This window comes from Roseofilum sp. SBFL, assembly GCF_017746885.1.
Classification (GTDB): Bacteria; Cyanobacteriota; Cyanobacteriia; order Cyanobacteriales; family Desertifilaceae; genus Roseofilum.
This window is the reverse complement of sequence record NZ_JAGHZH010000075.1, coordinates 1-13,555: the sequence shown is the minus strand read 5'-3', so window position 1 is coordinate 13,555 and position 13,555 is coordinate 1. Positions and strand designations below refer to the sequence as shown.

Below are 13,555 nucleotides of genomic sequence, written 5' to 3'. Positions count from 1 at the left end.
GTTCAATCATAGGGGAAAGGGCAATAAAGTCTGCAAGACTCATGGTAATCGGTGAAGGAGCAATTAACCATTTAAAAATTAATAGTTAAAAATTAATAGCAGTGCAGATAATCATTGACAATCGGATCGCCAATAAAGAGCGGTAAAGATTTGAACCAGAAACGGAAGAATGATGAAGGAGCGCAGGAGCAATAACCAGAAATAAGTGAGGCGATGATCTATACAGCTATGTGCCGCTTGATGCTCAGAAGATTAGCGCGTCTGGCCTAATCTTCTTAATTTTTGTTTTATCAACGGTCTCTTATGTAATGACGGAAATTTCCGCTTCGCGGACATGAAACGTCAGAATTTCCAAGAGTGACAGAAAATGTCTCATAGCGTTTCTCTCTTCTCTGAGGTACAGCTTGAAGCCTTAGAACCTGAGCCATACAAGCGATTCCCCATTCCCTAGCGCAAAGCGCTATATCCGATCAAACTAAAATTCGATCGCTCTGTGATTATCCCCTAAATCAGGCTCGGCGCTAAAGCTCTCAAAGTAGGTTCGCAGATCTTCTGGAAAATGGGGAAAGTGAAACTGGGTATCTCCTTGGGCAATATCTGCCCAAAAATAGCGCAGAGAACCCACCCATTGCTGTGCGTCCTCCTCCGTTAAGTTGCAAGGATCTCCGGTTAACAGACGCATCATAAATGGGTGCGATCGCTCTCCCATCCATTCCCGTGAAAATGCTCCTAAATTCTCCCAACCGGGAAGGGTTTTAATCTGATGGGATTGAATCTCCACTCTAGTTTTTACCCCAGCTTGCGAGGTAACTTTTAAGGTTCGATAAGCATGGGGATAACTAACCAAAGATCCGGTGGTAATTTCATATAAATTACCCTGTTGGGCAATATCCTGAACATGCAAATGACCGGTAAACATTAAATTGATGCCTGATTCCTGCAATACATTAATTAAGCGCGGCCCATTTTTTAACATATAGCGTTGGCCTAAACAATGAGTGCGCTGATCCGGTAAATGTTCAATCACATTATGATGAATCATCACCCAACGTAAGGGTTCACTCGTAGTCGCTAAAATATGGTCTAACCATTCAAACTGGGCTTCATTCAGATACCCATAGCCGAATTGTTTCCCGTCTTCATCAAATTCATTAGAATCTAAAGCAATGAGACGCACACCTGGTAAGAGTTCACAGGTATAATCGGTTTGTCGAGATTGGTGATATCCAAATTGATGATAATAGGTGGGAAACTTAGCACGACTAATTGAGGTTTCATTGCCCCACTGAGTCGGGATATCATGATTTCCTGGAATCACATAAACTGGATAGGGCAACTGGGAAAGGCACTGTTTTAACCATTGATGATTTTCTGGCTCTCCATGTTGAGTTAAATCCCCTGGCAAGAGCAAAAAATCCAGATCCAATTGACTGAGATGATCGAGGGCTAACTCTAAGGCTGGAATACTGATTTCCACCAGATGAAAGCGTTTGGGATGATCCCAAATGGTATGGGGCAGGGCAATATGTAAATCACTGATAATGGCAAACTGAAACTCAAAGTCCATTTTTGATTTCTAAAAAAACGATCATAAAATATTACAGGTAATTATATCATTCTCTGTTTACAATCGGTTAGAAAATTCCTAGAATTCATATAGAAATCCTCGATAAAAATCATGGATGATATTGACGAAATCACTGGGATGTATCTAAGCGGACAAAATCCAGAACAATTTGCTAAAATGTAGAAGAGATAAAATCTCTCATTGACTCATTGGGTTTTTAGTATCTATGCTTACTGAATAACAGAGGAGTATCGATCGTGATTAACGATTGGATTCGAGAGTTACCGAAAGCAGAATTACATATTCATATTGAAGGATCTTTGGAACCGGAATTAATGTTTGCCTTAGCCGATCGCCACCAGATGACCCTTCCCTATGATTCCATAGAAGCTGCCCATCAGGCCTATCAATTCCAAGATTTACAATCATTTCTGGATCTCTACTATGCGGGAACCAATGTCCTCTGTACGGAACAAGACTTTTATGACCTCACCTGGGCTTATCTCCAACGAGCCCACAAGCAAACCGTACGCCATACGGAAATTTTCTTTGACCCCCAAACCCATACCCAGCGAGGAATTCCTTTTGAAGTTGCGATTACTGGCATTCATCAAGCCTTGGTCGATGGTCAAAATCAACTGAGCATATCTTCTAGTCTAGTTCTGTGTTTTTTACGTCATCTGAGCGCTGAAGACGCAATGAAAACCCTAGAAGACGCACTCCCTTACCAAGATTGGATCGTTGGGGTGGGTTTAGATTCTTCAGAACGAGGTCATCCCCCTTCTAAGTTTACTGCTGTTTTCGATCGCGCCAGAGCGCACGGGTTTTTGACCGTTGCTCATGCAGGAGAAGAAGGACCCCCTGAGTATATCTGGGAAGCGATCAACTTACTCAAAGTCGCCCGCATTGACCATGGGGTGCGATCGCCAGAAGACCCTAAACTGATGGCATGGCTCAAAGAACAGCAAATTCCCCTCACGGTTTGTCCCCTCTCCAATATTGAGCTAGGTGTCTTTGAAAGCCTCGAGCAACATCCCATCAAACAATTACTAGATGCCGGCTTACGAGTAACTGTTAACTCGGACGATCCAGCCTACTTTGGGGGCTATGTGCAAGAAAACTTCATGGCTATCTATGAAGCCCTAAACTTGAGTCAACAGGACTTATATCAATTGGCGAAAAACTCCTTTCTGAGTTCATTTGCATCAGAATCAGCAAAAGAAGCAGCGATCGCCGAACTTGATGCCTATATGCATCAAACCTTACCGGAGTTGCCTCCGTTATACAATACCTCTAATTCTCCGGCGCTCCCTTGAGCAAAAGTTCATCCTCTATTACCTATTACCTTTTGCCTAGCCCATGCTATCCTGAGCCAAGATTATCCTGTTTTCTTTCTATCCCCACTATGGCACTGTTAGATTCAAAAGGTCGGTTATTTGGCAAATTCTCCATTCTCGATCTCGGCGCGCTCGTCGTCATCGGCCTAGTCTTATTCGGCATTTTCTTCTATCCAGGAACCTCTGGATCGGTTGCCCAAGTGGGAGTCGTCACCAAACCCGTAGAAGTCGATGTTATTGTCCGGGGGTTAAGTGTACGCAGTCCAGAAGCCTTGATTCAGGAATTCCAAGAAAGCCAGACAACCAATATCATTATCCGCAATCAACCCTATGGAAGTGTAACCGTTAAATCCGTAGAACGCTTAGAACGTCCGGTCATTATTCCTCAACCGGATGGTAGTGCTAAAGCTTTAGACGATCCCAGAGAACAGAGTCGCTTTTCCCTCGATATGTTAATGACTCTGACTGGAAATGCCCAAATCACTGAAAGCGGTGTAGTTTTGGGAAATAGTAAGCTCAAAATTGGCACACCTGTAGAGTTGGAAGGGTTTACGTATAACTTCAATGGCAGTGTGATAGAAGTTCGCATTCCTGAATAGTAACCGATCTGATGGAGCGATCGCCCCTTGTGGCTACAACGTTGAGATATCTAATATTCTCGATCCAGTTTTAGCAAAGTATGCAATAAAACCCTTGCTCCTTGCAGACAATAGCGATCGCCAGTATACTCCTCTCCAGAATGGCTAATTCCTCCTTGAGAAGGCACGAAAATCATCCCCATATCCGTACAGCGCCCCAATTCTTGGGCATCATGACTCGCGCGACTAGGAAGGGAAAGATGGCTTAATCCTAAGTCTTGGCAAACACTGGCGATCTGCTGTTGAATTTTGGCAGGGGCGAGAGTCGCTTGAACGTTTAGCAGGGGTTCGATCGTAATTTGAGTTCCTGTCGCCGTCGAAATTTGTTCTAATTGGGTTTTTAAGTCAGCGACTAAACGGTCGAGAGTTTGCTGATTCAAATCTCGAATATCGACAGTCATTTTGACTAAGCTGGGAATAATATTAGGGGCATTGGGAAACACTTGCAGAGTGCCTACCGTGGCAACTGGATCGCCAGGAGCAGATTCGGCTAAGTGTTCAACTCCGAGGACAATTCGAGCGGCAGCAGTGAGGGCATCTTTACGCATTCCCATCGGTGTGGTTCCAGCATGGTTAGCTCTACCTTTAACGGTGACGATATAGCGTTGTTGTCCAACAATGCCTTGAACAATACCAATTTGTTTGCCCAATTGTTCTAGGACTGCTCCTTGTTCGACATGCAACTCTAAAAAGGCGGCGATGTCTTGGCGGCTTTGTTTCGCTTGGGCTAAAGTGTGCCAATTACCGCCCACTTTAGCTAAGGCATCGATGATAGAAAGATTGACTTTGGTTTCATAGTCTTCTGGATTCAAAGATGCGGTTCCAGAAATCGCTTTACAACCGATCATGGTGCTTTCTTCATCAGTTAAGACAATGACTTCTAGAGGATGATTGAGGTATTGTTGATGGTCATTTAAAACCCGAACGACTTCAATTCCAGCAAGGACTCCCAATGCTCCGTCAAACTTACCACCAGACACAACTGTATCGAGATGGGAACCGGTGGCTAAGACGGGAAGATGGGGCTGTTTTCCGGGATAGGTTCCGCGTAAGTTTCCGGCACTATCAACTCGGACGGCCATGCCTGCTTCTTCCATCCACTGACGCACTAAGGCACGTGCTTGGAGATCTTCGTCGGAAAAGGCGAGGCGACAAATACTGCGATCGCCCTTTTGACCAATTTTCGCCAGTTCTTCTAAGGAACTCTGGAGACGTTGGGTATTAATTTGCAGAGTTTCAATCATAGTCATTAATGGGTAATGGGTAATGGCGATATAATCCAGAGAGACCATCCAAGGGCAGTTCAGCACCCAGCTATGTCACTGCAATTTTATCAACAGTTACTCAAGCCTTTGCAAACCGGAGATCTGGCGATCGCCACAGTAATGAAAACGACTGGCTCTGTACCGAGAGAAGTGGGGGCGAAAATGGCGCTCTGTGCGGATGGCACGCTGTTGGATACCATCGGCGGCGGAGCAGGAGAAGCCAAGGTTTTAAGCACTATGGAGAACGTTTTAGCATCGGGCGATCCGCAGAAGGTGAACATTGACCTATCCGGTGCAGTTCAGCGAGTTACCGAGGGGGTTTGTGGGGGGCAAATGCAGGTGTGGGTGGCTAAATGGTCTGGAGAAGCGGCGATCATGTTAATCACCCGTATCCTAGATCGGCTCAATCAGGGTCATACGGTGCGTCTATTTACCCCCTTTGCTCCCGGTTTCTCTCCCCATCTTCTCAGCCTGAACTCTCCCCAACCTTCCCCACAATCAGGATTTATTGACTTGATTGAACCCCCTCCCCTACTCCTGATTATCGGTGCAGGGCATGTAGGGGAAAAACTCGCTCAAGTTACTACATTATTAGGCTTTCAAGTCGTTATTCAAGACGATCGCCCCCAATGGGCTAATCCTGAGCGTTTCCCCTCTGCATTAGCGATTTGCACCGATTCCATAACCCCCCTTTTAGACCAATGGCCCTATCATCATCCCCTTTATATCGCCATGGTCACTCGTGGATATGATTATGACCTCGAAGCCCTAAGGAGTTTGCTACAGAACAATCTCCCCTATCGCTATATTGGCATGATTGGATCGGTTAAACGGGTGAATAAAGTCCGCAAAGCACTCGCAGATTATTCCATTCCTTTAGATAAACTCAACCGAATCTATGCCCCTATTGGATTGGATATTGGAGCCTTAACACCAGCAGAAATTGCCATTAGTATTGGAGCCGAGTTAGTCTTAGTCCAACGGGGTGGAACCGGTTTACCTTTATCGCAAGCAAACCATTAGGAGATATTTGGCTAACTTAGCTATTTGGCGGGATTATTGGCTTGATCTTGGTTAATACAACTGGGTTTTTGTACATACTGGCAAACCTTTTGCCAGAGTTTATCGCGGGTGGCTGGCGGCCCATAGGAAAACAAAACCCGATCGCTACCGACCATCTTTTGAATCTTGACACCACAGACGGGACAGGTTTGTTCTGACATCAGCTTACTTCCACCATCAGTCAACAGTTTGGGACAGTATAGCGCATCTTTTCAAAAAAGCTAGGTTTTTGTGCTTATTCCCTCTCCCTCTTTTCTGATTCTGGGACAATGAGGTGGGTGACAGGGAATAGGGAATAGGCCAGAAGTGTTGAATCTTGACATAAAACTTTACCTTAAATTCAAGATAAGCCCCTAGGGAACTAAATCAGGGTTTCTGGAATCAGATCGTAGCTCCAATGAATAAGAGAGCAACGCTGACTAAGTTCTACTTGCAAATAACGGAATTTATCCAACAAAGTTTTGCCATAGAACTGATTAACTTCCATTAACTGCAAGATTAAGTAAGCAATCAACACCATGAGGATCTGCCAGGTCACTCCATTCCCATTTTTCGTGATAAGTTTATTCAGCTTTAAATGCATTTTCAAGAACTTCCACAGTACTTCAATTTCCCAACGCTTTCTATAGATTTCACTAATCTCTAGTGATTACGGTTGAATCTATTGGCAATAACGTTAGAGCTTCTACTCTATTTTTCTTTTTTAACTGATGAAGTAATTGATTATAGATACGATATAACTTGTGGTCTTCTCTGGATTTACAGGCTTTGGAGAAGGTTGATTTATCCACCTTAATTCCCGTATGATCCAATCGGTAGAACAAGTCTCTCATACGGGTCAAACTACTATCGAGTACGAAGTTTAACCAGATTTCAAAGAAGAGGCGAGAGTTCAGAACTGGGTAGTCATGAGGAGACAATGACTTGAGAATGGGTTGGACAAGATTTGTAAAAGATGCTACTATTTGTAGAATATTGTTTGAATATTTGAGGATAGAATACCATATTTTATCCTCTTTTTTTCGACATTAAGCTAACATTCAACACTTCTGGATCCATGATGATTCAACTCATGGCTGGCGCTGACTAAAGCAAACAAGGGCCCTGTTTGTTCTGTGCCATTGACTGCTAGATCGCTATGGCATAGATAAAGACGCTCTTCCACACGAGTGAGTAAATCGAGTAGGATGCGTCTGAGTCGTTCTTCATCGGCTTCTTGGGTATGTTCGACAGTCCAAGGTTGGCCTAAACGGTGTTGTAAAAACAGGGGAGCAGCCCATAAATTAGCGGCTCCACCTTTGAGCCAGAGGGGAGAGCTGGCATCGAGCCAAAAGTGCCATCGGTGAGTGTAGCGACTGGAACGGTATTGGAAAATGGTGGCTAGGGTGACGCTATTGGCTTTGGAGCCGGTGGGTCGGACGGGGTAGGGGTTAGCAGCGATCGCCCCTTGACGCAGCAGTTGAATAAATTGGGCTAGGGGAGAGTGGTTGGGATGCAAGCGATGATGAATCTGCCAGTAATGATGGGCGGTTTCCATTAGTTCGCGGATAGCGGCGAGTTGGTCGTAGGGCAGGGTATGGTTGAGGAAAAACCGGGTAATGGCGCGATCGAGGAAAATCAGGGGAGTGGTCAACAGGCGTTGGGAGCGTTCTTCTTTTTGGGTTTCGATCCAGGTTCGGATTTGGTTGTAGGCGGTGCTGGGACGGTAGCCTAGACGATCCCATCGGTCAAAAACTTTCATGTCGAGTAGGTGAGGATGGTCGGGATCGGGAACGTAGCAGCGATCGGCGATCAGACCAGCTCGCACGGGGTCGATCCAGTAGGGAGGGGGTTGGTTGGGTTGGGCATTTCCGAGCAGAGGATGGCTGAGAAAGATGAGCATTTCGGCGATCGCCTCTCGGTTCACCAGTCGCCCCAAGCCGGGATACACCAGGGTCAGTAGGGTGAGCAGAGCGCGGATCAGGGGGGAGGCGATCAGGGGGCGCTGTTCGTTAAGCGGACGTAGGGAAATATCAGCTTGGTTGAGGATGTGAATCAGGGTATAGCGGGCAATGTCGTCTAATCCTGGGGCGATGATGGCGATGTCTTGGGGGGGAATGTGTTGGTTGTGAATGGCATCAATGATGGTTTCCGCCGTTTCCCGTAAAAGTTGCGATCGCGAGATGGTAGAGAGAGATTGGATCTGTTCTGCAGGAAGGTGAACGGGTTCAGCAAATAGCGGGTTAATGACTTGTTCGATTTCGTCCAGGTCTAGCATTCCCGCCAGTCCTAGGTTAGGGCGATTTCCGAGATCTTCAATGTGGCAGCGTTGGGCAATTTGGGCGATGTATTGGGGGTCGGCATTGAGACCGACACGAATACCGCCATCTGGGTTGTAGGTGAATAAACTGGTGCGGTCTCGATCTAGAAATAGCTCAAATAGATAGCGCATGATGGCGGGATATTCATCTACATCATCGGCGCAGAGACTCTGATAGCGTTGGAGGAGATAGTTTTGGTAGTGGCGATCGCCAATCAGATGTTGTCCATACAGATCGAGCGCCAGTCCGTAGGTGAGAAAGCCATGGGTTAAACACCAAGTGCGCCACTGCTTCAGGGCAACGCCAATATTGTGCCAAATATCGGGACTTTTGGCCAGGCTTCCCAGTTCTCCTTGTTCGAGAATCATGGGAATATCGGCGATCGCCACACCACTGGCAGCCGCTAGGGCCCAAGTATCCAACAGTTGCCGCACCAAGCGCACGGGGGACACCCCTTCTAAACTTAAGGCTCCACGGTCTAAATCGTCTTGCCAGAGAACACTCGCCCATTCTTGCTCCGTTTCTGGACGCAGGCGCATTGGAAATTGGGATTCTATCTCCAATTGCTGCATTAATTGGGGCCAAAATAAGCTCACTTGATTGAGGCAGAACCCTAGGGGGGTAGTGGTTTGACTCAACAGTCCCCCTCTAGGGGGGTCTAACCGGGTGAGGCGATCGTCCAAATCTAGACGATTATCTCCCGTTGCCGCAAACACCAAAATCATCAGGTTAGCCGTCGAGCCAGAATCGAGTTGTGGCCAGACTTGCTCACCGATATACTCAACCAGACGACGGGTTTTACCACTGCGGGACGGGCCCACTATCCAAAGAGAATCTAAAGACACGCTACACGACTCAGAAGACATTTGATAAGATACCATTCATAGCGCCAGGCGCTGGTAATTGAAGTCCATTTGCTCGATCGTTGTCTGGAATAACATGGCTAAAGGCTCTCCCTGGCAAAAATTCCAATCTTCCTTTCGCTTTCTCAACCGCTGGTTCTGGCAAACCCCCGATCGCGCCTTAGATGATGCCTACGAAGCTGTGCTGAAAATTCAGGCGATCGAAGAAGAATATTTTGGGGGGCAGAAGATTGTTCTTGATTCTCAACAATATAATAACACAGTTCAGGCCTATTTTAAGCGCGAATTAGCCAACAATTTAAACACCGCTCGCATTCGTTTATCCGAATTCAATACCAGCCGATTATTCGTCAACTCTTCCTCTCGGAAATTAGCCAATAGTCTCTGGCAATCCAACGCCATAAATCTCGACAAAAATCCCATTGAAGACTCCCAACTCACCCTAGAAAAACTCAACACCATCGATCAAATCTTAAGTCGATATAATGCTCAAGCGAACAACAGCTCAATCTCATCCAATTCTCAAGCTGTTATTCCCGTCGATCAATCTCAATCTCTAACCATACCCAACTCCCAATCTCGCAAACCCAATCCATCCAAAAACATCCCGCCACCAAGACCCACCGTCGAAGAAATCACCAACGCCGAAACCATTTCCGATCAATCCAGTTTTCTGCCCCGTACCATTTTAGGTACCTTCAAACGAGTCCAAAAAGAACTCGATCCCAAAACTGAAGAAGAATTACTCAATCGATTTCGGATTTCAAAATTTAAAACCATTATTTCCCTGCGCTTTATTTTACTAGCTTTCCTAATTCCCCTGCTCACCCAACAAATTGCCAACAACTTCATTATCGGTCCCATTGTTGATAAATTCAAAGAACGCGAACAGGTTTCAGTTTTCCTCAATGAAGATATGGAGGCAGAAGCCTTCATGGAATTAGAGAAATTTGAAAGCAAGCTTAAATTTGAGATGCTCATTGGAGATCTTCCTGAACTCAGCCCAGAGGAAATAAAAAAAGAACTGCATCATAAGGCGGAAGAAATTAAGGAAGAGTTTAGAACCGCAAGCTCAGATGCGGTAAAAAACATCTTTTCTGATTTTTTTGCCTTTGTTGCTTTTGGCTGGGTGATTTATACCAGTAAGCGAGAAATCACTGTTCTTAAATCCTTCATGGATGACTTAGTTTACGGCTTAAGTGATAGTGCCAAAGCCTTCATTATTATCCTCTTTACGGATATGTTCGTTGGGTTCCACTCTCCCCATGGTTGGGAAGTCATTCTCGAAGGTTTATCCCGGCATTTCGGACTTCCCGAAAGTCGAGAATTTATCTTCCTCTTTATTGCCACCTTTCCCGTTATCCTAGATACCGTCTTTAAGTATTGGATTTTCCGTTACCTGAACCGTATTTCCCCGTCTTCCGTTGCCACCTATAAAGAAATGAATGAATAATGGGCGCTCAGTAATCTCCCTGTCTCCCTATCCCCCCATTTCCCAAGGGTTCCACATCATGAAAATGAGTATAATCAATACAGCGTGTCCCTTTTTTATCGATTGAAACCACATTCACAAACGCCACATTACATCGGATATCCTCTGGATGATACCAATAACGGGAATGGATAGTTTGGGAGACGGTTTCATCTAATCCAGTGAGGGAAATAATCACTTCAGGTTGCCACTGCTGAATCTTCTCTGAAGTAAACCCATGATGGTAAAATGGGCTGTGTTCATCAATCGGATGCATAATCATCCAACTGAGTACCAAGAAAGGATTTTCCGATCTGACTAAATTAATATCTACAATTCGCTGTAAGCTATGACCTTCTGGAGTTATTTCTTGGGGTAATAAAACACTCACCCTAACTTGTGCTTTTACAATCCAATTGTTTCGTTGATTCGCCATCCGAAACATCAAAGTGGGGACTCCATTATAAGGGGTAATCACTGCCACTTCACTAAACAAAACCCGTGCGGTTGGCTTAGAAAATCGGGCAAATAATAATCCCGTGGCTACCGCAAATCCTAATAAACCAAATAGGGCTTCAACAGTAACGATAATATGAGTATAGAACGTCGTTGGATAAAACGCACCGTAACCAATGGTTGTCAAAGTTTGGATACTAAAAAAAAAGGCATCAGCAAAGGAACCCGGTTGCGCATTAGCAATGCCATTTCCTCCGACTAAATAGGCGAAAGCAAATAGGACATTGGCGATTAAATATAAAATGAGGATTAACCCAAAAAACTGCACCCAATCCATGGATAGTAACCCATGATATAAATCACTCCAATGGGGATAATGTTCTATCAGTTGAATAAAGTTTATTTTGCCTGAGTTTTTCCTTAACTGCTTTAAGAGCCGTTTTTTCTGGGGTTTATTGATCATAGGGTGAGCCAGATGGTAGAGTGTATAGAATCTATTATAAAAGTAAAAACAGCACTTTCATGGACTTTCCTTGGCAAGAACAAGCTGTTTTTGCTGTTCCAATGATTCAAATTACAATTTGGCTAGAAGCAGCAGCAATATCGCCACCAATCAGAATCGAATCATTACTACTCAAGAGAATATTCAGATTACCTCCTATCGTTTGTACCGAAGAAATTGCTCCTCCAGCCGCTAAATATTGATTGAAGTCCAAGACATCACCGGCAGTAAAATTAGCAATCACATCAATATCTGCTGTTGGATCTTGCAGCAAGTCTGCACCAAAGGCAAAAATATCCACTCCATTGCCAGAAATTAAGGTATCCGAACCCGTTCCCCCAATCAAGAGATTAGTACCGCCACCTCCATTGAGAGAATCATTGCCAGCTCCAGCAATAAAGCTATCATTAGAAGCTCCACCGAGCAGAGTATCCCCACCCTCGCCGCCAACGACCGAACCAAACAATCCTCCTTGAGTCCCCTGATAAAAGTCACTGCCAGCACTGAGCAAGAAATCACCATTAATTAAACCCGTATTGATGGCTGCAACGACTCCTTCTGCGTTCTGCGTATCAATGGCTAGAGTTCCTGTCGCAGTACTTCCTCCTTGAATCACACCCGTATTAATAATCAGACCATTTAACTGAGTTTGGTCTTCAATCAAAATAGTCGCCCCTTGTTCGGAAGTCAGTTGACCGGAATTACCAATACTGCCATTAAACACAGAAACCGGAACTCCCGTCTGATTGCCCCAATAAAGGCGAATGGCTGAAGATTGACTATTGGTGGTGGAGCTAACCGCACCAGCTCCAGAAATCGTTCCCGCATTGACGATCGCACCATTAACTCTAGCACCGAGTTCCAACGAGATCGCATCTCCTTGAGTCCCAGAGGTGAGGTCGATGACCCCAGAAGCCTGATTATCAATAACAATAACTCCTGCGGTTTGGTCGCCGTAAATGACCCCATCCGATGGCGTTTGAAACGTGCGAATTTGCCCGGCATTTTGCACAGAAACTCCTCCGCCTCCGATATTAATCGCCCGTCCATTGCCCAGAATTTGACCGCCACTCTCATTAACGACGTTGCCGCCAGAGCTACCTCCATTAGCAAAATTAATGCCTCGGAAACCGCCGTAAATTGTGCCACTATTGCGAATTTCACCATTGAGAATGGTTTGATTTTCCACTAACACGGCGCTTCCTTGTTCGGCAAACAACGTACCCGAGTTGGTAATATTCCCGGTGAAAATTGAAGCGGGAGAACCGGACTCGTTGCCCCAATACAGGCGAATGGCAGAAGATTCGCTATTGGTGGTCGAGCTACTCGAACCGCGACCGAAGATCGTACCGGCATTGGTAATTCCACCAGTAACATTCGCGCCTAGTTGCAGGGAAATAGCATCGCCTTGGTTGCCGCTACCAGTGTCGATTAACCCGCTTGCCGTATTGTTAATGGAAAATCCTCGAGCTGTTTGGTCGGAATAAATCGTGCCATTGCGAGGATTGGCTGTGGTGATAATTTGTCCGGAGTTAACGATTTGATTGGAGAGTCCGCCTAAGTTGACGGCACGACTGGCACTAGTAATGGTGCCATTATTGGTGACCGTACCTTGAGACTGCCCGCCATTGGCAAAGTTCACTCCATTGAAACTCCCATCAACCGTTCCATTAGCTTGCACGTTAATGTTGACATTTTGGGCGGCAGCATCAACCGCAACGGCTGTTCCTTCAACATCGAGCTGTCCGCCTGCATTAACCACAAGAGATTGATTCGACCCCAGGGTAATGGTTTGGGCTTGCAAGCCATTCACGGCTTGAGAGGTGCCATCGCCATCTTGCAGTTGACCTCGAATGGCACCTGCTGGAGATCCAGTGGTATGGACATTCCAGTAGAGCGGAATATCTGCCCCATTTTGTGCGGACTGAATGCTGCTGACAAATTGGCTCAGAGGATTGACATCCTCCCCAGCCTAAAGGCGTGGGGATTCCCCTCATCACTAAGGAGACTTCCTCTTTCTACGAGTTCCCTTGCTTGGAACTGTTTCCCATTCCAAACAGAGGGGATTCTCTCGGGAGGCGTTACTTTCCGTCT

Annotated in this window: 10 protein-coding genes and 1 pseudogene; 4 read left to right on the top strand and 7 right to left on the bottom strand. The window is 45.6% G+C overall.

The features are described 5' to 3' along the window. Positions 1-475: 475 nt before the first annotated feature. Positions 476-1,567: a metallophosphoesterase gene (locus J7545_RS08575; RefSeq protein ID WP_318701401.1), complete on the bottom strand. Its 1,092-nt coding sequence runs from the start codon at positions 1,565-1,567 to the stop codon at positions 476-478. A 260-nt stretch (positions 1,568-1,827) separates the two neighbouring features. Here J7545_RS08575 and J7545_RS08570 point away from each other — a divergent pair, with 260 nt between their 5' ends. Together J7545_RS08570 and J7545_RS08565 are read left to right on the top strand one after the other, a co-directional pair. Beyond that, complete coding sequence (locus J7545_RS08570; RefSeq protein WP_413038721.1) at positions 1,828-2,883, top strand: adenosine deaminase; 1,056 nt, start codon at positions 1,828-1,830, stop codon at positions 2,881-2,883. 89 nt (positions 2,884-2,972) lie between these two features. Next, complete coding sequence (locus J7545_RS08565; RefSeq protein WP_318701399.1) at positions 2,973-3,503, top strand: DUF4330 domain-containing protein; 531 nt, start codon at positions 2,973-2,975, stop codon at positions 3,501-3,503. 50 nt (positions 3,504-3,553) lie between these two features. On the opposite strand, the gene J7545_RS08560 is transcribed toward J7545_RS08565, so the two are convergent. Continuing rightward, the gene (locus J7545_RS08560; RefSeq protein ID WP_318719443.1) at positions 3,554-4,792 is read right to left on the bottom strand and encodes a Zn-dependent hydrolase; all 1,239 of its coding nucleotides are present in this window, start codon (positions 4,790-4,792) and stop codon (positions 3,554-3,556) included. 66 nt (positions 4,793-4,858) lie between these two features. Here J7545_RS08560 and J7545_RS08555 point away from each other — a divergent pair, with 66 nt between their 5' ends. Continuing rightward, complete coding sequence (locus J7545_RS08555) at positions 4,859-5,830, top strand: XdhC family protein (RefSeq protein ID WP_318701397.1); 972 nt, start codon at positions 4,859-4,861, stop codon at positions 5,828-5,830. A gap of 20 nt (positions 5,831-5,850) precedes the next feature. Here J7545_RS08555 and J7545_RS08550 read toward each other — a convergent pair whose 3' ends face one another. The 3 genes and pseudogenes from J7545_RS08550 to J7545_RS08540 all read right to left on the bottom strand — a co-directional run bounded on the left by J7545_RS08550 (position 5,851) and on the right by J7545_RS08540 (position 9,050). Continuing rightward, positions 5,851-6,030: a hypothetical protein gene (locus J7545_RS08550; protein WP_271938315.1), complete on the bottom strand. Its 180-nt coding sequence runs from the start codon at positions 6,028-6,030 to the stop codon at positions 5,851-5,853. Positions 6,031-6,230: 200 nt separating this feature from the next. Further along, positions 6,231-6,843: pseudogene (locus J7545_RS08545) on the bottom strand (transposase). Between the two features lie 59 nt (positions 6,844-6,902). Next, positions 6,903-9,050, bottom strand: a complete 2,148-nt coding sequence (locus J7545_RS08540; protein ID WP_318701395.1) for a hypothetical protein — start codon at positions 9,048-9,050, stop codon at positions 6,903-6,905. 58 nt (positions 9,051-9,108) lie between these two features. On the opposite strand from J7545_RS08540, the gene J7545_RS08535 reads away from it, so the two are divergent. Next, positions 9,109-10,485 carry a proton extrusion protein PcxA gene (locus tag J7545_RS08535; protein ID WP_318701394.1) on the top strand — a complete coding sequence of 459 codons (1,377 nt, stop codon included), beginning with the start codon at positions 9,109-9,111 and terminating at the stop codon, positions 10,483-10,485. A gap of 7 nt (positions 10,486-10,492) precedes the next feature. On the opposite strand, the gene J7545_RS08530 is transcribed toward J7545_RS08535, so the two are convergent. Beyond that, complete coding sequence (locus J7545_RS08530) at positions 10,493-11,422, bottom strand: ion channel (RefSeq protein ID WP_318701393.1); 930 nt, start codon at positions 11,420-11,422, stop codon at positions 10,493-10,495. Between the two features lie 106 nt (positions 11,423-11,528). Continuing rightward, entirely contained in the window at positions 11,529-13,274 is a 1,746-nt protein-coding gene (locus tag J7545_RS08525) for a calcium-binding protein (protein ID WP_318701392.1), read from the bottom strand. Between the last annotated feature and the right edge of the window lie 281 nt (positions 13,275-13,555).

Coding starts and splice junctions, on each gene's coding strand:
- J7545_RS08575 (WP_318701401.1), bottom strand. CDS start 1,567: ATGGACTTTGAGTTTCAGTTTGCCATTATCAGTGATTTACATATTGCC.
- J7545_RS08565 (WP_318701399.1), top strand. CDS start 2,973: ATGGCACTGTTAGATTCAAAAGGTCGGTTATTTGGCAAATTCTCCATT.
- J7545_RS08560 (WP_318719443.1), bottom strand. CDS start 4,792: ATGACTATGATTGAAACTCTGCAAATTAATACCCAACGTCTCCAGAGT.
- J7545_RS08555 (WP_318701397.1), top strand. CDS start 4,859: ATGTCACTGCAATTTTATCAACAGTTACTCAAGCCTTTGCAAACCGGA.
- J7545_RS08550 (WP_271938315.1), bottom strand. CDS start 6,030: ATGTCAGAACAAACCTGTCCCGTCTGTGGTGTCAAGATTCAAAAGATG.
- J7545_RS08540 (WP_318701395.1), bottom strand. CDS start 9,050: ATGGTATCTTATCAAATGTCTTCTGAGTCGTGTAGCGTGTCTTTAGAT.
- J7545_RS08535 (WP_318701394.1), top strand. CDS start 9,109: ATGGCTAAAGGCTCTCCCTGGCAAAAATTCCAATCTTCCTTTCGCTTT.
- J7545_RS08530 (WP_318701393.1), bottom strand. CDS start 11,422: ATGATCAATAAACCCCAGAAAAAACGGCTCTTAAAGCAGTTAAGGAAA.